The organism is Microcoleus sp. D2_18a_D3 (genome assembly GCF_036702455.1).
Lineage (GTDB): Bacteria > Cyanobacteriota > Cyanobacteriia > Cyanobacteriales > Microcoleaceae > Microcoleus.
In genome coordinates this window covers 58,080-79,618 of sequence record NZ_JAUBTK010000024.1, presented here as the reverse complement: position 1 = coordinate 79,618, position 21,539 = coordinate 58,080, and the positions used below count along the sequence as shown (strand labels likewise).

General features: G+C 49.0%; 17 protein-coding genes. 10 read left to right on the top strand and 7 right to left on the bottom strand.

Annotated elements, in window-relative coordinates; translation table 11 throughout:
• Positions 1-70: 70 nt before the first annotated feature.
• From QUB06_RS13960 to QUB06_RS13950, 3 genes are all read right to left on the bottom strand, one after another.
• On the bottom strand, positions 71-1,198 hold the full coding sequence (locus QUB06_RS13960) for a type II secretion system F family protein (protein ID WP_333435745.1): 1,128 nt from the start codon (positions 1,196-1,198) through the stop codon (positions 71-73).
• 94 nt (positions 1,199-1,292) lie between these two features.
• Entirely contained in the window at positions 1,293-2,390 is a 1,098-nt protein-coding gene (locus QUB06_RS13955) for a type IV pilus twitching motility protein PilT (RefSeq protein WP_333085111.1), read from the bottom strand.
• Positions 2,391-2,537: 147 nt separating this feature from the next.
• The gene (locus QUB06_RS13950) at positions 2,538-4,544 is read right to left on the bottom strand and encodes a GspE/PulE family protein (protein ID WP_333435744.1); all 2,007 of its coding nucleotides are present in this window, start codon (positions 4,542-4,544) and stop codon (positions 2,538-2,540) included.
• Between the two features lie 1,405 nt (positions 4,545-5,949).
• Between QUB06_RS13950 and grpE the strand changes: the two genes are divergently transcribed.
• The 10 genes from grpE to QUB06_RS13900 all read left to right on the top strand — a co-directional run bounded on the left by grpE (position 5,950) and on the right by QUB06_RS13900 (position 16,503).
• The gene (grpE, locus tag QUB06_RS13945) at positions 5,950-6,744 is read left to right on the top strand and encodes a nucleotide exchange factor GrpE (RefSeq protein WP_333064231.1); all 795 of its coding nucleotides are present in this window, start codon (positions 5,950-5,952) and stop codon (positions 6,742-6,744) included.
• Between the two features lie 275 nt (positions 6,745-7,019).
• Positions 7,020-8,267: an RNA-guided endonuclease InsQ/TnpB family protein gene (locus tag QUB06_RS13940; protein ID WP_445251383.1), complete on the top strand. Its 1,248-nt coding sequence runs from the start codon at positions 7,020-7,022 to the stop codon at positions 8,265-8,267.
• 152 nt (positions 8,268-8,419) lie between these two features.
• Positions 8,420-10,573 carry a molecular chaperone DnaK gene (gene dnaK, locus QUB06_RS13935; protein WP_333435742.1) on the top strand — a complete coding sequence of 718 codons (2,154 nt, stop codon included), beginning with the start codon at positions 8,420-8,422 and terminating at the stop codon, positions 10,571-10,573.
• Between the two features lie 132 nt (positions 10,574-10,705).
• On the top strand, positions 10,706-11,833 hold the full coding sequence (gene dnaJ, locus QUB06_RS13930) for a molecular chaperone DnaJ (RefSeq protein ID WP_333435741.1): 1,128 nt from the start codon (positions 10,706-10,708) through the stop codon (positions 11,831-11,833).
• Positions 11,834-12,124: 291 nt separating this feature from the next.
• The gene (locus QUB06_RS13925) at positions 12,125-12,415 is read left to right on the top strand and encodes a sulfurtransferase TusA family protein (RefSeq protein WP_333213873.1); all 291 of its coding nucleotides are present in this window, start codon (positions 12,125-12,127) and stop codon (positions 12,413-12,415) included.
• Positions 12,412-13,662, top strand: a complete 1,251-nt coding sequence (gene rsgA / locus QUB06_RS13920; protein WP_333435740.1) for a ribosome small subunit-dependent GTPase A — start codon at positions 12,412-12,414, stop codon at positions 13,660-13,662. Before QUB06_RS13925 ends, rsgA begins: the two co-directional genes overlap by 4 nt.
• A 241-nt stretch (positions 13,663-13,903) precedes the next feature.
• Positions 13,904-14,689 (top strand): MotA/TolQ/ExbB proton channel family protein, encoded by a 786-nt coding sequence (locus tag QUB06_RS13915; RefSeq protein WP_333309549.1) that lies wholly within the window; start codon positions 13,904-13,906, stop codon positions 14,687-14,689.
• Positions 14,690-14,704: 15 nt separating this feature from the next.
• Positions 14,705-15,433, top strand: a complete 729-nt coding sequence (locus QUB06_RS13910) for a biopolymer transporter ExbD (protein ID WP_333435739.1) — start codon at positions 14,705-14,707, stop codon at positions 15,431-15,433.
• Between the two features lie 630 nt (positions 15,434-16,063).
• Positions 16,064-16,261, top strand: a complete 198-nt coding sequence (locus QUB06_RS13905; protein WP_006635253.1) for an NblA/ycf18 family protein — start codon at positions 16,064-16,066, stop codon at positions 16,259-16,261.
• A 113-nt stretch (positions 16,262-16,374) separates the two neighbouring features.
• Positions 16,375-16,503, top strand: coding sequence for a hypothetical protein (locus QUB06_RS13900; RefSeq protein ID WP_333435738.1), 129 nt, complete (start codon positions 16,375-16,377; stop codon positions 16,501-16,503).
• A 191-nt stretch (positions 16,504-16,694) separates the two neighbouring features.
• On the opposite strand, the gene QUB06_RS13895 is transcribed toward QUB06_RS13900, so the two are convergent.
• From QUB06_RS13895 to QUB06_RS13880, 4 genes are all read right to left on the bottom strand, one after another.
• Positions 16,695-17,126, bottom strand: a complete 432-nt coding sequence (locus QUB06_RS13895; RefSeq protein ID WP_445251382.1) for a hypothetical protein — start codon at positions 17,124-17,126, stop codon at positions 16,695-16,697.
• A 98-nt stretch (positions 17,127-17,224) separates the two neighbouring features.
• Complete coding sequence (locus QUB06_RS13890; protein WP_333435737.1) at positions 17,225-18,427, bottom strand: anhydro-N-acetylmuramic acid kinase; 1,203 nt, start codon at positions 18,425-18,427, stop codon at positions 17,225-17,227.
• Positions 18,428-18,518: 91 nt separating this feature from the next.
• Entirely contained in the window at positions 18,519-19,250 is a 732-nt protein-coding gene (locus tag QUB06_RS13885; protein ID WP_333435736.1) for a PP2C family serine/threonine-protein phosphatase, read from the bottom strand.
• Between the two features lie 418 nt (positions 19,251-19,668).
• On the bottom strand, positions 19,669-21,435 hold the full coding sequence (locus QUB06_RS13880) for an AarF/ABC1/UbiB kinase family protein (protein WP_333435735.1): 1,767 nt from the start codon (positions 21,433-21,435) through the stop codon (positions 19,669-19,671).
• Between the last annotated feature and the right edge of the window lie 104 nt (positions 21,436-21,539).

Below are 21,539 nucleotides of genomic sequence, written 5' to 3'. Positions count from 1 at the left end.
CCTCAGAGAATATGCAATTTAAGTGCGTAGCAGCTTACTAACTAATAACTAATAACTAATTACCCCTTTTTTACAGCTTTTGGAACACTGCGAACATCGGCAGATACATCGACAGCAAAATCGAACCTACGATACCACCGACGACCACAATCATCAGAGGTTCTAGCATACTGGTAAGTCCTTTTACTGCTTCTTCAACTTCCGTTTCATAGAAAGCGCCAACTTTCATCAGCATCTTGTCAAGTTCCCCTGTCTCCTCGCCAATTGCCATCATTTGAATGGCCAAAGACGGAAAAACAGCTTGTTCTTGCAAAGCAATACTGATCATGCCGCCGCTTTGAATTTCCTGTCTCGCATATTCGATCGCATTAGATATCGCCTGATTCCCCGCCACATCTCGCACAATTTCCAAAGAATTGAGAATCGGCACGCCCGATCGCGTCAGCGACCCAAATATCACGCAAAACCGAGCCACAGCAGATTTTTCGATCAAATCGCCAAACACAGGCAATTTCATCGCAATCCTATCAATTTGTAGGCGACCTATGGGAGTTTTGTAGTACATATCGAAGGCAATTTTGAGCGCTATAATTACCCCAATAACTGTTATCTGTTGGATGGGAGGCCAAGCCGTACAAAATGCACTAATTGCCAACATCATCAGCGTAAAAGTCGGCAAATCTGCACCAATATCCTTAAAGATTTTAGCGAAAGTTGGCAGCAAGAATATAGTCATTGCGAAAAAAATCACGATCGCGATGGAAAGCACCGTCTTCGGATAAGACATAGCCGAATTAATTTCCGATTCCGTCTTGTGATTTTTTTCCATCATCACCGCCAGACGGTCTAGGGTTTCATCGAGTACCCCCCCGACTTCTCCCGCCGCCACCATACTGATAAACAGTTGGTCAAAAACATCTGGAAACTTAGCCATCGCCTCTGCCAAGTTTATCCCCTCCTGAACGTCAGCATTCATGCTTCTGAGCGCTCGCTTCAGTTTAGCATTAGAACACTGCTCGTGCAGCACGGAAAGGCATCTCACGATCGCCACCCCTGCATTAAACATAGCCGCAAACTGACGAGCAAAAATAGCCATATCCTTAACAGTAAGGCTGGTAAGGTTATATTCAATTTGCTCCTGAATCTTACTGAAATCAAAGCCACCTTTCGGTTTTTGGCGGATAACATTGGTAGCCACAGCTCACCTCTGAAAATTTATTAAAAGTTATGACTCATCAGTCATCAGTCATTAATTCAGCCTGCGAACTCCTGACTAATGACTGCTGACGGAACTAATGAGCTTTTACCGGGGCGCTACCAACAGGTGCCGGGCCGATCAAGCGTTCGAGTTCGTCAGCCTTAGAAGCCTTGGCCATTGCCGATTCCCAAGTGACTTTACCGCTCTTGTAAAGTTCAGCGAGAGCCATTTCCATCGTCCTCATACCCAATTTTGCCCCCATTTGGATTTGGGAGTAAATCATCGGAGTTTTGCCCTCCCGGATCAAGTTAGCCATAGCTGGAGTATTTACCATGATTTCCATAGCGCAGCAGCGGCCGCCCCCAACTTTTATGACCAAATTTTGGCTGCAAATTCCCACCAAAGAGTTAGACACCTGGGCCCGAACTTGGGGTTGTTGAATCGGCGGGAACACGTCCAAAATCCGATCGATCGTTGCAGCGGCCGAATTAGTGTGCAGCGTTCCCATCACCATGTGACCCGTTTCCGCAGCCGAAATTGCCAGACCGATCGTTTCCAAGTCCCGCATTTCCCCCACGAGAATTACATCAGGATCTTCCCGCAAAGCAGCTTTTAGCGCATTAGCAAAGCTCTTAGTATCTTCGCCCTTTTGGCGCTGGTGAAACAAACTCTTGATATTAGGAAACACATATTCGATCGGATCTTCAACTGTTAGAATATGTTCCGCCCGCGTCCGGTTGACCAGATCCAACAACGCCGCCATCGTAGTAGTTTTCCCGGAACCCGTTTGTCCCGTCACCAACAGCATACCCCTGGGTCTTTCCGTCAGATCCCGCAAAATTTGCGGCACGCCTAAAGCATCTGCATTAGGGATCTTAGAAGCCAGAGCCCGCATACAAGCAGCCCAAGCACCCCGCTCCCGGTAGACATTGACGCGAAACCGAGCCAATCCCCGAACGCCGTAAGCGCAGTCGAGTTCCCACTCCATTTCCAACTGCTTGCGCTGCATATTGTTGAGCATTTGGAAAATGAGGATCTGCACTTCCTCAGCAGACAGAATGTCGCCGTATTGCGTCTGAGGAGTTAGTTTACCGCTGACTCGGAAGAATATAGGCGCGCCCGCTTGGATGTGTATGTCCGAACCCCCTTGCTCTACCAGGGACTCCAGTACGTCTTCAATCATCAGACCCATAGATACCTCTCCTCGATCAAATTGATAGTTATTGACCAATCTAGCTCAGTTCACAGTCAACTGTTGTCAGTTGTCAGTTGACCGTTGTTATTAATTATTGGTAACAACTGACTAATGACTAATGACTAATGACTAATGACTGCTGAATCAATCCAAAAAGCGTGGTGTCAAGCAGTACGGACAATCCAGCATCTCCGGCTTCAATTGCGCCTGACAAGTTTTGCAGGTAAGCCCCTGCTTGCTTTTTGCTTTCATTTCAGCCTCCAGCCCAGAGTCTGTAAACGTCACCCGCTCGACTTCTTCAAAAGTAGTCGCGCCTTCCCGCACCAACTGCAAGCTGTAAGCCAACAAGGTTTTCATCCCTTCTTCTACTGCTGCTTCCTTAATTTGCTCTGTGGGAGCTCCTTGAGTGATCAGAGTTTGAAGTCGCTCAGTATTTTTCAGGAATTCGTAAACCCCTACCCGTCCTTTGTAGCCTAGGCCGCCACACTTCCGACAAAGTTGCTCGTTGTCTGCGAGTTCCTTCCTTTCCTCCAGCGGTATAGTGTTGGCTTTGTAAACAGTGAGATCAATTTCTTTAGAAGGCGACAGACCGTACTTGCCGAGTTCTGCGGCAGTAGGCTGGTAAGGAATGCAGCATTTGTCGCAAACGCGCCGCATCAGACGCTGAGCCAACACGCCCAACAGAGCGGCCGAAACCATGAACGGTTCTACGCCCATTTCGGCCAAACGGGCGATGGACCCGGCCGCGTCGTTCGTGTGCAGCGTCGTCAGCACCAAGTGTCCCGTCAAAGCAGCTTCCAGAGCCGTTTTTGCCGTTTCCGTGTCCCGCGTTTCCCCCACCAGCATCACGTCAGGGTCTTGCCGCAAAAACGCCCGCAGAATGTTGGAAAAAGTCAAGTCTTTTTCGCGAATTACTTGACATTGGGTAATTCCTGGCAAAGCATATTCGATCGGGTCTTCCGCCGTACTGATATTTACCCCCGGATCGTTCCGTTCCGCCAGAATCGAGTAGAGAGTAGTTGACTTGCCCGAACCCGTCGGCCCCGTCACCAAAATCAGTCCGAACGGACGGCTAGCACTCTCTCGCACTAAAGCCAGAGTTTCCTGGTCGGAGATTAACAAACCCAAACCCAACTGAGTGCTGGAACTGTCCAAAATCCGCAGCACGATTTTTTCGCCGTACCGCGAAGGCAAGCTGTTCACCCGGAAATCCACCGTGCGTCCCTCAAACACCCGGCGGATGCGGCCGTCTTGAGCTTGTCGGCGTTCGGCAATGTCCAGGTTGGCAATAATCTTGAAACGAGCCGTAATCGATTGGACTACCTGCTTGGGAAACCGGAAATACTCTTGCAGCACCCCGTCTTTCCGCATCCGAATCCGCATGAACTCTTCTTGAGGTTCTACGTGGATGTCAGACACCTTTTCCGACAAAGCTTTAGCCAAAATGACGTTGACTGCCTTAATTACCGGAGCCGCCTCAGCATCGTCCAAGGTGTTAGCTAGGTCTTCTTGGTCGGCAGTCTCCTCTTCTAGGGAGAGTTCGCCAAAATCTCCCTCCCCTAAATCCATCTTTCTCTGCTTTTCGGCTGCTGCCATTTTGGCTGCTACCTTAACTTGGTCCTCTTGATAGGCAGAAGTTATGTCCTGATAGTCGTCTGGCGTAATCACCCGTCGCTGCAAAGCCAAGCCGTGAGGCTGTAAAATCCGCCGCAAATCTTCTATGGCATTGAGGTTGTCGGGATCTACCATTGCCACTAAAACCGCCGCAGGCTCAGTTTCAGTCTTAGCTACGGGTAGAAACCGACCTTGGTGACAAATGTCGATCGAAATCTTCAACGCATCAAGCATAACTCCGAGTTGCTCGTTAGACATTTCGCTCATCTCCGGGTCAAATGCTTCAACGCCGTAGACTATCTTCCGTTCAAACATCTGCTGCTTCTTGTAAAGTCGCAGCAATTCTGGGGGTAACGGCTGCCCGGTAAGTGCTTCTAATACCTCCGTCAAACGCTTGCCCGACTTCTGGCTTTCAATTTGAGCTTGCTTCACTTGCTCGCCGTTGACGTAACCCGACAGAATCATCTTGGTGAGAGCCGGAGTAAAAGCGCTTAGAGCAACTATCGATGTGGATCGAGGCGCGGATGTGCTAGTCATAAAAAACACTCAATAGGTGGGAAACTCAGTCACAAAGAGTGCTGAGAGGAAAACCAACGCGGGGTTTTAACCCCCGTATTCTTTGCTTATGGATCAGCTATAGGGGTTCTCAAGCGTTGTGAGGTATGGGGGCTTTGTCCTATGCCTATGCCCACGGAGGCCACGGAGGCCACGGAGCCCTATGAGCACCTCATGTTACTGAGAAAGGCTATATGATTTTCTTGCTCAATCCCTATCTCTCCAGTGTAAGCTCGCACTCCCCTCTAAGCTTCGTCCACAAATTGACGAGATGTTGGAGGGATTTGCGGGTGCTTGCAATCAAATCTTGTTCGTTGAGTGCTAAGTTGCTTACTTACCTGATTAACTTGCGGGATACTCTCGTTATAGCGTCAGGGCACATCACTTGGAGGTTCCCCGTACCGGGAGAGAAAAGCGGGGCGGGGTGTGTGCCCCTCCCAGGCTAATTCTATTTTCCCAAATTGTTTGCTCAAATTACAGCGCCCGTGGTGGCGCGGTTAGCTGTACTAAATTAAAGATGAGCTCTGTTCTGTGATGATAGCTTTTACGAAAGCCTCGATCGCCCTTTTGAAATATATTTTGATTAATTATCTGCGATCGGTCACTGCCCGATCGTCGGCTGCATGATCCCCCTGGGCCAATTTTGAGCAACTCTAGTTTTGGGTCAGTAAATATTACTTTGATTCTATCATGGTGTCCGAACCTTTGTGACGTAAGCTTGACGGTTCAAAAATCTTGGGAAGAGGCAAATTAGATATCAATCGTATTTACAGATGAGCATCTGAGCAAAACCAACTAATCTCTCTCATTTGGCTGGCCAAAATTCGATACCTCAAGCGACTTCGGCGGTATAGAATCTGAAAAACCACAGTCCCAATTCGCATCAAGATTAACAACCTAGTATCTGAGTTACACAAGCACACAGCTAACTACTTAGTTACTCAATACAAATTGCTCTTTCTTCTGACTTGGGAAACTCAGCAAATGGTAAAAAATGCCAGCGTCAGCTTGCGACTAAAACAGCATGACCGATGAGAACTTTAAGTTTCTCTCCTTTTAAGTAAACCTTGAAACATCAAGCCTCCTAATTGGGCAATATTGTAGTAGACTTAACCGCAAAATATACTTATAAAAATTGTTGTAAATGCGATCGCGTTAATTAAAAATCAGGAACCAACAAACCTTGGGTTTGCCCCATTGCTGCCATATTATACGTAAATATTTAAACTGGCCTTTGAATATTTTATGGAAAGGTTTGAGGAATGTCTCCAGAACTGGCGAGACTTCCTCTTTTCACATTGTGCCATACACAGTCAATTCGAGTCCTCTAGATTTACCGGGTTAACTGTATCTGCTAGAATTGATAGGGTTCTGTCGCGCAGCTTTTATGATTGACGAGGAAAAACAGCAAGATCAAGATCCTAACTCAACAGGGGAAACCACCCCAGAGGGTTCGCCAATGGCAAGCGAAAATCCGGCGGCATCAGGAAACTCGAACGAATCGGCGGATTGGGAGCTCGAACTTGCTCGAGCTTATCAAAGTGCTCAGGGCGATCGCACCCCAGCAAACGCATCGGGGCCTACCGTCACCGGCAGTTCAACCAACAGTCCGACTGCAGACGCGGCGGAGCCTTGGAAGAAGGAACTGGCCCAGGCAAACGATGAAAAAGAGGCTTTAAAAACTCAGTTGCAAGCCGCATCCGCTCAACTAGAAGAACTGAAAAATCAAAATCTCCGCTTAGCAGCAGATTTTGAAAACTTCCGCAGGCGTACCCAAAAGGAAAAAGAAGAGCTAGATTTACAGGCAAGGTGTCTCACGATCAAACCCCTGTTGCCGGTAATTGACAATTTCGAGCGCGCTCGATCGCACATCAAGCCGCAAACCGATGGCGAAATGAACATTCACAAAAGCTACCAAAGCGTTTACAAGCAAATGGTAGACGGCCTCAAGCAAATCGGGGTTTCTCCGATGCGCCCCGAAGGCGAACAGTTTGACCCCAACCTCCACGAAGCTCTGCTGAGCGAGCCAACTGACGAACACGAGGAAGGAACAATTATCCAAGAACTAGAACGCGGCTACATTCTGGGCGATCGCGTCTTGCGGCACGCCAAAGTGAAAGTTGCAGCGGCTGGGCTATCTGTGGTAGCCTCAGATGAAAATCCCGATAGTTCGGAAGGTTAATCGGGATACAAGCTACTGCATTCCTCAAAGTCACTGACCCCCGAATAGAATTCGGGGGTTCCCAGGTGGCAGACTCACCAACTTCTTAATTAAAGATGACTAAAAGCAGGTCAGCGCTTGATCCAAAAATTCTGAAAAATGTTTTTACCAGTCTTTGATATTGCTTTAGGACATCAAGTTTATCGAAAATTTGGGTCTAAAACCCCGTCCTTTAACGAAGTGGAGGACGGCTTTACACATACTCAGTAAGCGTGTAAAATAATTTCATGCTAAACATGACGTGGGAATTCAAACTAGAACCAACTCCAGAACAGGTCGATACTATCGAGCGGATATTCGCTGTGTGTCGTTCTGTATGGAACTTTGCTTTGCGGGAGCGCAAAGACTGGTTGAATTCCCGCAAGTCGCCTGTAAATGCTTGTTCCATCGAACAGGAGTACATACTCAGGGCTGACGAGCCATACCCGAGTTACCACACTCAGGCTAAACGATTGACTCTTGCCAAAGAGCAATTTCCCCTGCTCACGAGCGTACATTCGCAAGTATTGCAACAAGTCTTAAGAACGCTGGACAGGGCATTTGAGGACATGAGAGCGAAGAAACTAGGCTTCCCTCGCTTCAAGAACAAATACCGAATGCGATCGTTTGTGTTTCCTCAATTGGGCAAAAATCCCATGAATGGAAGTTTGCTGAAATTGCCTCAACTAGGGTGGATTCGTTTGCGCTTGTCACGCCAAATCCCAAGGGGATTTGAAATTAAACAAGCCAGGGTTGTACGACGGGCATCGGGATATTTTGTCATGTTGTCATTACAGTTAAATGTATCAGTGCCAGATACACCCATATCCGGTCATCCGCGAGGTTTGGATTTAGGGTTTGATAAATTTGTAGCCAATAGCGATAACGAGCAAATTGCTAGACCTCGCTTCCTGCAAACTCTACAACGCGAGTTGAAATTACTGCAAGGTAGATTAAAGCATAAGAAGAAAGGGTCGAATAACAGACATAAGCTCAATCAAAAAATAGCCAGAATTCATCAACAGATGACTGACACCAGGAAAGACTGGCACTTTAAGTTAGCCCACCGTATGAGTGACGGCGTAGGGATGATATTTGTTGAAGACATCGACTTTCGCTCTTGGGCCAGAGGAATGTTGAGTAAACATAGTGCCGATGCTGGATTCGGTCAATTCGTCAACATACTACAATGGGTGTGCTTTAAACGAGGTGTTTTCTTTGCCAAGGTAGACAAGGACTACACCTCACAACAATGTCCTGAGTGTGGGACGCATACGGGCAAAAAGCGCCTAGACGAAAGAATTCATTCTTGTCCAGTGTGTTTCTTTACTGCATCGCGTGATGTGGCAGCGGCACAGGTGGTTAGAAATCGTGGGTTGGAACTAATTTCTGGGCTAGGGCATAGCCTGGAAGTAAAACAAACTGTCTGTGGACTGGATGCGGCGGGGACTGGTGGTAAAGTCAGTCTAGCTGGCACGGGACGAAGCAGAAAACTCAAGAAGTGATTCTTGGGAATCACCCTCCCTTTAGGGCGGTGAGGATGTCAATTCCTACAAATCTAGTCTGGGAATGCTTGTTTAAACAAGCTGAGTCGTTTTTCCTCCCCCAACTTGTAGTTGGAGGTTTCCAAACATCCCACAAAGTTTTATGAGGCGCTATGGGAAAAATTATTGGAATTGACTTAGGCACAACTAACAGTTGCGTAGCTGTGTTAGAGGGCGGTAAACCCGTCGTGATCGCCAATTCCGAGGGCGGCCGCACAACTCCGAGTATAGTAGGATTCGGCAAGGCGGGCGATCGCTTAGTAGGTCAACTAGCCAAGCGGCAAGCTGTAACTAATGCTGTAAATACTGTCTACAGTATCAAACGATTTATCGGACGGCGGTGGGACGACACGGAAGAAGAACGAGCGCGGACTCCCTATACCTGCATAAAAGGCAAAGACGATACCGTTAACGTCCAAATTCGGAACAAGGTTCACACTCCCCAAGAAATCTCGGCAATGGTACTCCAAAAGCTCAAGCAAGATGCCGAAGCTTATTTGGGACAAACTGTTACCCAAGCCGTGATTACAGTGCCAGCCTACTTCACAGACGCCCAACGGCAAGCCACTAAAGACGCCGGTACGATCGCGGGTCTAGAAGTCCTGCGGATCGTCAACGAACCGACGGCAGCAGCCCTTTCCTACGGGCTCGACAAGCAAAATATAGAACAGAAAATCTTGGTCTTTGACCTGGGCGGCGGTACTTTCGACGTTTCGATCCTGCAACTGGGAGACGGAATTTTTGAAGTCAACGCTACCTCCGGTAACAACCATCTCGGAGGAGATGACTTTGACGACTGCATAGTCCAGTGGCTGGTAGAAGCTTTCCGCACTCAAGAAGGCAGTGACCTCTCACAAGACAAAATGGCATTGCAGCGCCTCCGAGAAGCTGCCGAAAAAGCAAAAATCGAACTCTCCAACCGGGAATCCACCTCAATCAATTTGCCCTTCATCTCCTCTGACGAGAAAGGGCCGAAGCATTTGGAAATGGAACTCTCCAAAGCTCAGTTTGAAAAACTGGTGGCTCATTTGGTGCAAGCGACGATCGATCCGGTGACTCAAGCCCTCAAAGACGCAAGTTTGACCCCCAAAGACATAGACAGAATTATTTTAGTGGGAGGCTCTACCCGGATTCCGGCAGTTCAAAAGGCAATTAGCAAGTATTTTGGGGGCGTTTCTCCCGATAAATCCGTCAATCCCGACGAAGCTGTAGCCGTAGGCGCGGCAATTCAAGCCGGGGTGTTGGGTGGTGAAGTCAAAGACTTGCTGCTGCTCGATGTGACGCCGCTCTCACTGGGACTCGAAACCTTGGGCGGGGTGTTCACCAAAGTAATCGAGCGCAATACAACTATTCCCACCAGCCGATCGCAAATGTACAGCACTGCGGCAGACGGGCAAACCTCGGTAGAAATTCACGTACTCCAAGGCGAGCGGGCATTGGTTAAAGACAATAAAAGTCTCGGCAAGTTCCTGCTCAAAGGCATTCCCCCAGCCCCCCGCGGCGTACCTCAAATCGAAGTTACCTTTGAAATCGATGCCAACGGGATTCTCAAAGTGGCTGCTGAAGACAAGGGAACCGGAAAAGAACAAAGCATCCAAATTTCCAATACAGGAGGATTGAGCGAAACCGAAGTCGAGCGGATGCGACAAGAAGCCGAACTTTACGCCGACGAGGACATCAAGCGCGCTCTACTCGTCGAACTCAAAAATCAAGCTGACTCCCTCGTCTATAATTGTGGTGTAACTTTAAAAACCAACGCGCAACTGCTGAGTGACGAGCTCAAGGCAGAAGCGGAAACAGCCGCAGCAGCCTTGCGGGCAGCGATGACTAACCCCGACATCACAATCGAGGAACTCACGCCCGCAATCGAATCTTTCAAGCAACTGCTATACTCGCTGGGGACAGCAGTCTACGACCAAGCCCGCAGCGGGGCAGCCCCGTCAGGATCTGTTGTTGAAAGCGAGATGATGTCAGAAGTAGAATCATCAGAACCAGAAGAGGTTAAAGCGGACGACGACAGTATTGTGCTGAAAGAAGAGCTGCTGGTGGCGCCCCAAGCTCCGCCGGAACCAAAGCCGGAACCAAAGCCGGAACCAAAGCCGGAATCAAAGCCGGAATCAAAGTCGGAACCAAAGCCGGAACGACAGTCAAAACGACAGTCAAATCCACAGTCAAGTCCACAGTCAAGTCCACAGTCAAATCCACAGTCAAAACAAAAACAGAAGGTTCCCGAACCAGAAGTTGATGATATGAATCCTTTCCTTTAAAACTGAAAAACTAAAAATTAAAAGTTAAAAATTAACAATGAGAATTTTTGATTTTTAATCTGTAATTTCAGGAAAGGTCGCCCGTTTCTTTTTCGTACACTTTTTGTTATTTACCTCCAGGCAAGCAGCTCTATGGCCGGTGATTACTATGAAATATTAGGCGTTTCTCGCAGCGCAGACAAAGAAGAAATTAAGCGTGCTTACCGCCGCCTAGCTCGCAAGTACCATCCAGATGTCAACAAAGAATCCGGTGCCGAGGAGCGGTTTAAAGAAATTAACCGCGCCTACGAGGTACTCTCAGAACCCGAAACTCGCGCCCGTTTCGATCGTTTCGGCGAAGCAGGCGTCAGCGGTGCAGGCGCACCTGGGTTCCAAGACTTTGGTGACAGCTTTGCCGATATTTTTGAAAGCTTCTTTCAGGGCTTTCAGGGAGGTGTCGGCCAACAACAGCAAGGTCGCAGGCGCAGCGGCCCGGTGCGCGGAGACGATTTGCGCCTCGATTTGCGGCTGGATTTTCGGGAAGCCGTGTTTGGTGGGGAAAAAGAACTCCGCATCAAGCATCTAGAAACCTGCGAAACTTGCACCGGGATTGGCGCGAAACCGGGAACCCGACCCCAAACCTGCTCGACTTGTACCGGTAGCGGTCAAGTCCGACGCGCTACCCGTACTCCTTTCGGCAGCTTTACTCAAGTTTCAGTTTGCCCCACTTGCAACGGCACCGGGCAAGTGATTGAGGATAAGTGCGAAACTTGCGGCGGCCGGGGCCAGAAAGAAGTGATGAAAAAGCTGAAAATCACAATTCCGGCTGGGGTTGACAACGGTACTCGCTTGCGCGTTTCCAATGAAGGGGATGCCGGCAAACTGGGCGGGCCGCCCGGAGATCTTTACGTGTTCTTGGCGGTGAATGAAGACCCGCTATTTAAGCGCGACGGCACTAACGTTAGCTCGGAAGTGAAAATTAGTTATTTGCAAGCAATTTTAGGGTGCCGGTTGGAAGTGGAAACCGTAGACGGGCCCACGGAATTGTTGATTCCTAGCGGAACTCAGGCAAATACGGTTTTGACTTTGGAGAAAAAAGGGGTGCCTCGGTTGGGAAATCCAGTCAGTCGCGGCGATCATTTGATTACGGTGTCTATTGATATTCCGACTAAGGTGACGGCTGAAGAACGGGAATTGCTGATGCAGCTTGCTAAGCTGAAGGGCGATCGTACCGGTAAAGGCGGCTTGGAAGGGTTTCTGGGTAATTTGTTTCAGAAATAAGCAATTTTTGACACCAATGGGTGTCAAATTTTCCTGTTTGAGGATTCCCCAGCAATTTGTTTTAGTATCTGTCAAAAAATTGTGGGCAATTGCTCACAAAAATCTCAGGTGGGACGCTTCCTGGGCATTGCGTTTTAGCAGCGCTCAAAAAAGTGAGCGCAATTGCGCTCACTTTTTTCAGAAAGAATAATAGTCTGTGTCCAATTGGAAAGAAAATTTTAGATTCTCCAGTTTCCGGGCAACTTGTATAAAAAACTAAGGCTTTCAGGATTTGAGATTGCAAAAATCATTATGAATTCAACATCGAAAATTGAAAATCCCAAATCCCCAGATGCCAAAATCGATCTGCGGGGTACTCCGTGTCCTCTGAATTTTGTCCGCACTAAACTGCGCTTGGAGCAAATGGCACCGGGTGCTGTTTTGGAGGTATGGCTGGATGCTGGGGAACCGATCGAACAAGTGCCCGATAGTCTCAAAATGGAAGGCTACCAGATTCTCGAAACCCAATTTGTCGCAGATGAGCCGGATTCGGGATTTTTTTCGATGAAAGTGCAGCGCCCAGAAGACAAGGAAGCAGGATGAGCCTGAATTCACCATCGATCGTGGGTACTGTAATTGCTGTTCAGGCTAACTTCTACCAAGTGAGGTTAGATCCCGAAGTCTCCATTGATGGGAAAAATGCTCCCCTCGCTGATTCTCCGATTCTCCTGTGCACTCGTCGCACTCGACTGAAAAAAATTGGTCAACAGGTGATGGTGGGCGATCGCGTGGTGGTAGATGAACCGGACTGGACTGACCGCCGGGGTGCAATTTCTGAAGTCTTCCCGCGCCAAACAGAACTCAACCGCCCGCCTGTAGCTAATGCCGATCGCATTCTCCTGGTTTTTGCCCTTGCTGAACCAGACTTAGATCCCGCGTCATTAACTCGGTTTTTAGTCAAGGCAGAATCTACAGGTTTAGAGGTGAGTTTGTGCCTCAACAAATGCGATTTGGTGACGCCCGATGAGTTGGAACAGTGGCGCGATCGGCTTTCAGGCTGGGGCTACGAACCAATGTTTATTAGCGTCCGCAGCGGTGCAGGAGTTCAGGAAGCCCCCGCTAATGATCAAAATGAAGTTTCTGAATCGGAACCCGGTTTCCATGACTTAGGGGATCAAATAGAGCCATCTCTGATGAGTTATGAGTATCACCCCGAAGCTCCAAATTCGGTCAAGGCATTACATCCGTTAAAGCCCGTACATAGCCCGTTGCCGAACTTGCTTCTAGACCACCTGCAAGGAAAAATAACGGTAATTTGTGGCCCTTCTGGGGTTGGCAAGTCCAGCTTGATCAACCAACTGATCCCGGCGCTGAACCTACGAGTGAACGCTGTTTCCGGGAAACTCGGCCGCGGGCGCCATACGACTCGCCACGTCGAATTATTTGAACTCCCCGGCGGCGGACTTTTGGCTGATACTCCGGGCTTTAATCAGCCGGCTCTCGAATGCGATCCCTCAGAGTTAGCGGAATATTTCCCAGAAGCGCGCCAGAGGCTGGCTTCGGGTAGCTGCCAGTTTAGCGACTGTTCGCACCGAGACGAGCCTAACTGTGTCGTGCGGGGCGGTTGGGAGCGCTATGAATATTACTTGCAGTTTCTCGAAGAGGCGATCGTCCGCCAGCAACAAGAGCAAAACTCTAGTAGCGCCGAATCGAGTTTGAAGCAGCAAACCAAGTCGGATGGTACGCAGCATTACGAACCGAAGCTGCAAACTAAAAAATATCGCCGCTCTTCCCGCCGCCTTCAACACCAATCGCTGCAAGATATGTGTCAAGATTTAGACGAGTTGTGAGGAAGTCGCCGCCCATCGCGCGCCGGCACTAGAAAACAGTACCAAGACTTACCCGGAAACCGGGTTTGCTCGACGAAAATACTTCGTTGTACCCCGATGCCCATTTCCCAAAATCGGCTTTCTTTAGTCGCGAGTGCGTAAGTCCTGAGTACATTAATAGCTAAAATTAAATGGCCTTAGATTTGTTAAAAAAAGTAGAACAGAAGCAAAAGTTAGCGGGTACTGCAGGAGCAAAAATATTGTGAATATTCAAGAACTGTTTGAAAAAGGCGGCCCCGCCATGTGGCCCCTGTTGCTGTTATCGATTCTATCTTTGAGTACCATTATCGAGCGCTTGTGGTTTTGGGCGAGTCTCCTGAGCAAAGAAAAGCAGATAGTGAACCGCATTCTTGAAGCGGCTCGCAGCGATTGGGGGGCGGCTAACGAGATTGCCAGACAAGCTAACCGACAGCCGATCGGGCGATTTCTTTCTGCACCCCTGCGGCTCTACAATCCCGAACCAGATTTGTTTCGACTCGCACTTGAAGCTGCAGCCGATGAAGAGTTGGCTTCGATGCGCCGCGGTGACAAAATCTTAGAAGCTACGATCGCTCTAGCCCCTTTGCTGGGCTTGCTAGGAACAGTTTTGGGCTTGATTAACTCGCTCAGTTCCATCCGTCTGGGCGACATCGGCACGGCGGCAACAACTGGCGTAACTTTGGGGATTAGCGAGGCGCTGATCACGACTGCTACTGGGATGATAGTAGCAATTTTTAGCTTGGCCTTTTATAGGATATTTCAAGCTTTTTTGTTCAACCAGGCCAAAATATTTCGCAAAGCTGGAAATGAACTGGAATTGCTTTACAGGCAATACTGGCCTGCAGCTAATGCTAAGGGTCGAGCACCCGGTGCAGAATACAGCAATTCTTCTTTTGGTGCAGATGGTTTGAACAGGCGTTCTCTCAATTCTCAAGAATCGGGAGAACGGAATCGGGAGCCGAAATTGAAAGGTTCCGATCCGGCTGAAGATTCACCTTCTAATAATTAGAATCAAGGAGAACTGATGAAGATTAATCTAGATACTCCTGCGGAAGAGGCTCGGATTGAACTTGTGCCTTTAATTGACGTGATCTTTTGCATTCTGACGTTTTTTCTCCTGGCGGCTTTGCAACTGACTCGGCAGCAAGCCATTAATGTGGATTTGCCTAAAGCGAAGACAGGACAAGTACAGATGCGAGAGATGCTGATTGTCAGCATTGACGATTTCGGGCAAACTTATATCGACCAATTGCCTGTTAATTACCAACAGCTCGATCGAGTTTTAAAGAGTTTCCAAAGCCAGAATCCTACGGGGTTGATGGTGCTGTACGCTCCTCAAAATGCGAGATATGCCAAGGTTGTCGAGGTTTTAGACAAATTGAGAGAGGTAGGGGGCGATAGAGTTGCCCTGGCAACTCTTCCTAGTTCGGCTCCCTCCCCATTGCCCAATACCTCGCTTCCCAATTCTGGCATTCCTGCGGCACCTGCGATCGGCAATTCCGGTCAACCCCTGCCGTCTCCTGTGCCTCCGGGGCAGCAACAGTTCAATCCCAATCAGTTTCAATCCCCTCTCCCCACTCCTGGGCAGCAGCAGTTCAATCCGAATCAGTTTCAATCCCCTCTCCCGGCTCCACAGCAGCCTAGTAACTTTGGGGAAAATCAGGGCATTCCTCCTGTTTCGCCTGCACCCGCTGCTCCCAATTTCAGACCCGGAATCGCCACTCCACCGCAGGATGGCGGGCCCTCGAATTAGTTAGGAAGAAGGTTCGGCAACGGATTGTGTAACGGATGTAACGGATATAACGGATGTCAGTCCGATGGAAGTCGAAAGAAGGGAGAAGGAAGAAGGGAGAACAGAGAAATAGAAATTTTCCCGCTCTCCCGCTCTCCCGCTCTTCCGCTCTCCCGCTCTCCTCATCTCCCCCTCTCCTCATCTCCTCATCTTTCAATCTCCCCATCTCCCCCTCTCCCCATCTCCCCCTCTCCCGCTATCCCCTTTCCTCATCTCCCCCTCTCCTCATCTCCCCCTCTCCCCCTCTTCCGCTCTCCCCCTCGCGGAGAGAATCTCCGCCGGATTTGGTATAAAGGGCTTCAATTCTTTTGGTTCGTACTGAGCCTTTTTTCTCTTGACAAGTAGATACACTTGTATATGCCTGCGGAAGGAACTTTTGCAGACATCTCGGCATCTCTATCCAGAAGTAAGTTATTTCTTAGGACATATGGTAATTTTGTCAAATCATTGTTACATTTTGTAATATATAATAAAGCCAGATGGGAAATCGGGCATCCCGAAACCAATGGTCGATCGCTGAAACAACTTACAAATCTGGTTAATCCAGGTGTTCACTTTTAAGTCACCTTTACTTACAGAGGAGTCAAAGTCATGAGCCAACCAGCAGAATTGTCTTTGGAACAGCAATTTAGCCTGTGTTCCTTCAAAACACAGGTAAGTGACATGAGCCGTGAACAAGCTCAGGAGTTTTTGGTCAAGCTTTACGAGCAAATGATGCTACGAGAAACCATGTACCGCCATTTTCTGAAACACCACTGGGGTTTAGAACCTAACCCAGGCGTTGAATAACCAAGAGTCGCAGTCGGCGACCTCCGTCTCTTACTCTGTTCCCTCAAGCGGAAAGGAGTTGGGGGTGATGGGGCGTCACTCGAAGGCAGAAGGTAGAATACCTGTGTAGAGACTTGAGGAAAATTGGCAAGTTTCTTTGTGGAGTTTACTCGAAGTCGGGAGTCGAACTCAGCAGTTTGTCGATCGACACCACCGGAGATCGCAAAGATAATTTATCGCGCCTCGACTCGAAAATTGGATAACTCTTAATAATAAGTGTTAATTTTTTAACCCATTAAAATTTTTAACAATTCAATATATTTGTCTTTAGTTGCAACGGATGAGGTTTGACAGCAATGGCGCTAGTCGGACATCTGAGCGCGACCTCCGACTCGCAAAACCTTCAATTTTTACATCAAACCCTAGAACTCGCAAAAGTGGACTCTAGAAAGAGTTATTCCCCCTGACGTTCGAGAGTTGCTTCCATTGTACTCGTCAAGTAATGACCAGACATGATGCCGCTAGATTGGTAGTAGCGGTTGTCATCAACCCGGTGAAGGGTATCAAAACCCGTCCGCCGCTGGCGTTCGTCTCCCAATACCCAATAACGCTGGACGATCGACTGGGGAGCAATCCAACCTTCGCCCTCGACGCGGGCGAGTTCGCTGTGTTGGAGTACAAAAGTATACTGCCGTTCATCGCTGTTGAGGTGTCCTCGGTACTGCAAAATAATCTCTTCGCGATCGCCTCCAGGAAATACGAGCTTGGTCACCATACTGAACCAATCTGTTCGGTTCCAGCTCACTAAAGTTTTGCCTTTAACCGTAATTGGCACGCCATTGCGCTCAATCCAGCTTCCTTCGAGCGTCCATTGGCCAGATTCCATTAAAAACGTGTGAGCCACAGTGCTGTTCCTATGCTTTTCCTGCTGGCTACAATGCTGGTGCAACAACGCACAGCCGTTGTCCCTCAGACTCTATGCTATCACGCCCAACTGTTCCAACAAGAGTTAATTTCTCCTAAAAGTACCGATGTCCGGGCACCAGTCACTTGAGGCAGATTGCCGGGAATGCCCCGAACCCGCCATGCGGCTAAAACCGCGAAAGCGATCGCCTCTTTAAAATCTACATTCAAGCCTGCCTCAGAAGTAGTCAACACTTGCACTGGATGCAATTGAGATTGCAATCGGCGTTTTAAGTAGAGATTGTGGCTGCCACCCCCACATAGTAAAACTCGATCGGGCATAGCCGGTAAAAAAGTTTGGTAACTGTGAACGATCGAGGCAACAGTCAGTTCTGTCAGAGTAGCCAGCACGTCAGCAGGACTGAGGTTGTAACCTTCGGCCTCGACCAAACACCTGTCAAAATAGTCTACACCAAATAGCTCTCGCCCCGTTGATTTCGGCGGTGCTTGGCGGAAGAAGTCTGATGCGAGCCAATCCTCGACTAAAGCTTCACAGGGAGTGCCCGATGCTGCCCAAACTCCACCTTCGTCGATCGTCTTAGTGCCGCCTGAGAAGTGCTGTACTGCCAAATCTAGCAGGGAATTCGCCGGGCCTGTATCCCAGCCGGATATGCCATCCCCAAGACTGAAAATCTCAGACTCGTCATTTTTTCCCCTTTTTCCCCTAGCCGGAAGATAGGTAACATTGCCAATTCCCCCCAGATTTTGGATGCAGAGGCTGAGGTTGGGGTCCGCCAGCAGGCAGGCATCAACTATTGGCACTAAGGGTGCTCCTTGACCCCCGGCAGCAATGTCTGCCGATCGAAAGTTACTCACCGTAGTAATTCCTGTCAATTCCGCAATTAGCGCGCCCCGCCCCAGTTGCAAGCTGTAGCCCATTAACGCACCAGCGCTGTCTTTCTGGGCTTTCCCAGCAGGTCGGTGGTAGACGGTTTGACCGTGAGAGCCGATTAATTCGGCTTTATCATATTCTGCCTGAATTGTCAATGCCGCCGTGGCAAATTCTTGGGCGATGGCATCATCTAATTCCGCTAGTTCAGCCATTGACAAAGCTGAGCCACTGCAAACCGAGAGAATTTGCGATCGCAAATTAGCAGGATAAGGGAAAGTCTTGCCGGCCACCAATTGCACTTTCAAGTCTGTTTGGGAACCGACGACATCCACCAAAGCAGCATCAATGCCATCCACCGACGTGCCGCTGATCAAACCGATAACGCGGGTCATTCAATTTTAGATTTTAGATTTTAGATTTTAGATTGTTCACTTTTTCGATTTTTCGATTTTAGATGGTCGGGTGCGATCGGGCGATCGAATATTATTTGAGGTCGAGCGTCACGATCACCACAGTAATATTATCGCGTCCACCTTTATCCTTAGCTGCTTGAATTAAAGCATTTGCAGCGCCCTCGCAGGCGCGAATCGACTTCAGAGGCGAAGCTATCAAAGGATCGGAAAGTTCTTCAGTCAAGCCATCGCTGCAGAGCAGCAAGCGATCCCCAGGCTGCACGTCCACCGGCAAAATATCTATCTCCCGCAAATCATCGCGGCCCAAACACTGGGACAAAACGTGACGCCAAGGATGAGTGCGAGCCTGGTCAGGAGTTAGGGCCTTTCTTTTCACAGCCTGAGCCACCCAAGTCTGGTCTTCAGTAATCTGCTCCAAGCGAGAGCCGTGCAGCCGATACAAGCGAGAGTCCCCGATATTAGCACACCACGGTCTGCCCTCATCCCTAAACATCAGAACCACAGCCGTAGTGCCCATATCAGCACGCTCCGGGTGGTCGAGCTGATCCGTCAAAATTGCTTGATTGGCAATTAAAAAAGCCTTTTCCAACAACAGCGGAGAATCCTCCTGCCCTTCCCAATGTTCGACCAAATAAGATTGAATTGCCTGAGTTGCAATCCGGCTGGCTTCTTGACCTCCGGCGTGTCCTCCCATTCCATCGGCCACTATGAAAAATCGCCCGTCAGAGTCTATGTAGTACGAATCCTGATTTACGGAACGAACTAGCCCTGTGTCTGTCTTACCTGCGAAAGAGCGTTTCATAGATTGGGTGATTGGACTCATCGAACTTGAAAGCTTGATTTAATTGGGTGCGATGTTTTCTTCAAAAACTTAAATCCCGAACGGCAGTTAAAATTTCTGCAGCCCACGATCGCGAGTTTTGGAAAAAGTGCACTTCCTTGACCTCATATTGTAGATCGTATGATGGTAATCCCATCTTAAAATTTTGGTAAATCCAGTAAATTCAGCAGCACCTGCAAAAAAAACTGGATTTATACCCAAAATCCGAGGTTTTGCTGGCGAAAAACCCGCTGGCTGCCAGCGGGTTTTTCGCCTCAAAGCGCGTAAGTGTTGTAAATGTCAGCAATCTGTGGTCAGCCAGCCAAAACTTAACATTCGATGTCAAATTTTGGCTGGCGAGAAATCTCAAACCTGAAATTTCCCATCCCAAATTGCACAATTATGACATCCTGTCTAAGCGATCGATCCGCTTGAACAAACGCAGCAGAGCAAACCCTGCACCCGCCGCCAGCACTGCCACAGCGACAGCCGGCCAGACTTGATTGCTGACAAACAAAATTGTCGCCGACAAAGTAAAAGCACTCATCAGCAAAGCATAATTCGTACCCATTTGAGCGCTGCTCATGCGACGTAGCAAGCGCTCTGTTTCGGCAGAACGGACGCGAATCCGCAAATCTCCCTGTTCGAGTTTATCAATAGTCTCCTCAATCCGGCGGGGCAAACCCAAAGCACTCGAACTCACCTGAGCCGCCTGACGGCCGATTTCGTTAAAAATGCTGCTACTTGTATCATGGCCATTTCCATTACTCATAAGCTGCATGGCAAAAGGTTGTGCCACCTCCATAAAGTTGAACTCGGGATCTAAACCTCGGCCCACCCCTTCAATGGTGGAAAAAGCTCGCATTACAAAAGTAAAAGTAGCTGGGAAGCGAAAAGGTTGGTTGTAGGCAATATCGTAAAGGTCGTCCGTAATCGCGCTCACAGACTGATTTTCAAAAGGCTTGTCCATGAAATTGTCCAGCATATACTGGATCGATCGGCGCACCGGACTCATATCACCCGTAGGCACCAAAGCTCCCAAATTGATCAGAGAATCCATAATCCGCTGTCCATCCTTGGAAGCAATCCCGTAGAGCGTCTCCATCAGTCCTTCGCGGACGTTCGACTGGATTTGCCCCATCATGCCAAAATCGTAGAAAATCAGACAACCGTCCGCACTAACAGCGATGTTGCCGGGGTGTGGGTCAGCGTGGAAAAAGCCGTCGTTGAGCAACTGGCGCAAATAAGCTTTTGCGCCCAACTGAGCGATTAATTTGCGATCGATCCCGGCCGCCTCCAAAGCTTCGTAGTGGCTGATTTTAATCCCCGGCAGGTATTCCAAAGTCAGCACTCGCGGAGCCGCGTACCGCCAATAAACCCTCGGCACCCGCACCCAGTCACAGTTGCTAAAATTGCGGCGAAAAGTATCAGCATTGCGGCCTTCATGGAGATAGTCAATTTCCAGCCACAGAATGCGACAGCATTCCTCATAAATCCCCATCCAATCTCGGCCGCGACCCCACTTAGGATGGTTTTGAAAGTATCGGGCAATTCCCTTAAGAATTTGCAAATCGATCTCGAACAGCTTCCGCAGTCCCGGTCGCTGTACCTTGACCACCACTTCCGGGCCCGAATGCAGTTGAGCTTTGTGTACCTGACCCAGACTTGCAGCCGCCAGGGGCACCGGGTCAAAGCTGCGGTAGAGTTCTTGAACTGTCTTGCCCAAATCTTGCTCGACAATTACTTCCAACTGCTCGTAGCTGAAAGCAGGCACTTTATCCTGCAGCTTAGAAAGTTCCTCGACAAACTCTGCGGGGAACAAGTCGGCGCGGGTGGAAAATAACTGTCCAACTTTAATAAAAGTAGGGCCCAACTCCAACAGTGTTTCTCGAACCCAGATAGCTTGAAAGCGGCGTCTGGCAACTTTCTTTTCTTCAGTCACGCCTCCCCAGTAGCTCCAATTTTTGCTGTCGAGCCACAGCGAAGCCAGCCAGAGCAAGACAAAGGCCCAAATGTCGAAGAAGCGCCGCTTCCGGGAGTATTTTTCGCGATTCCAGCGATAAGCTTTACTTTTGTAGGATTTACCAGCAGTTTTTGGCTCATCGCCTTCGCCAGCGAGCTGTCTGGAGCGCTGGCGATTAACAGAGTCATCAAGGAGAGCAGACACTTGGGTTCCCAAATTGCTTATTTTATGTTGTTGCTTTGATTGAAAGTAAGAGCGCAGGAGCGCAAACCAATGCGCTCACGTAGTAAATAATAGTTGTGGTCGAA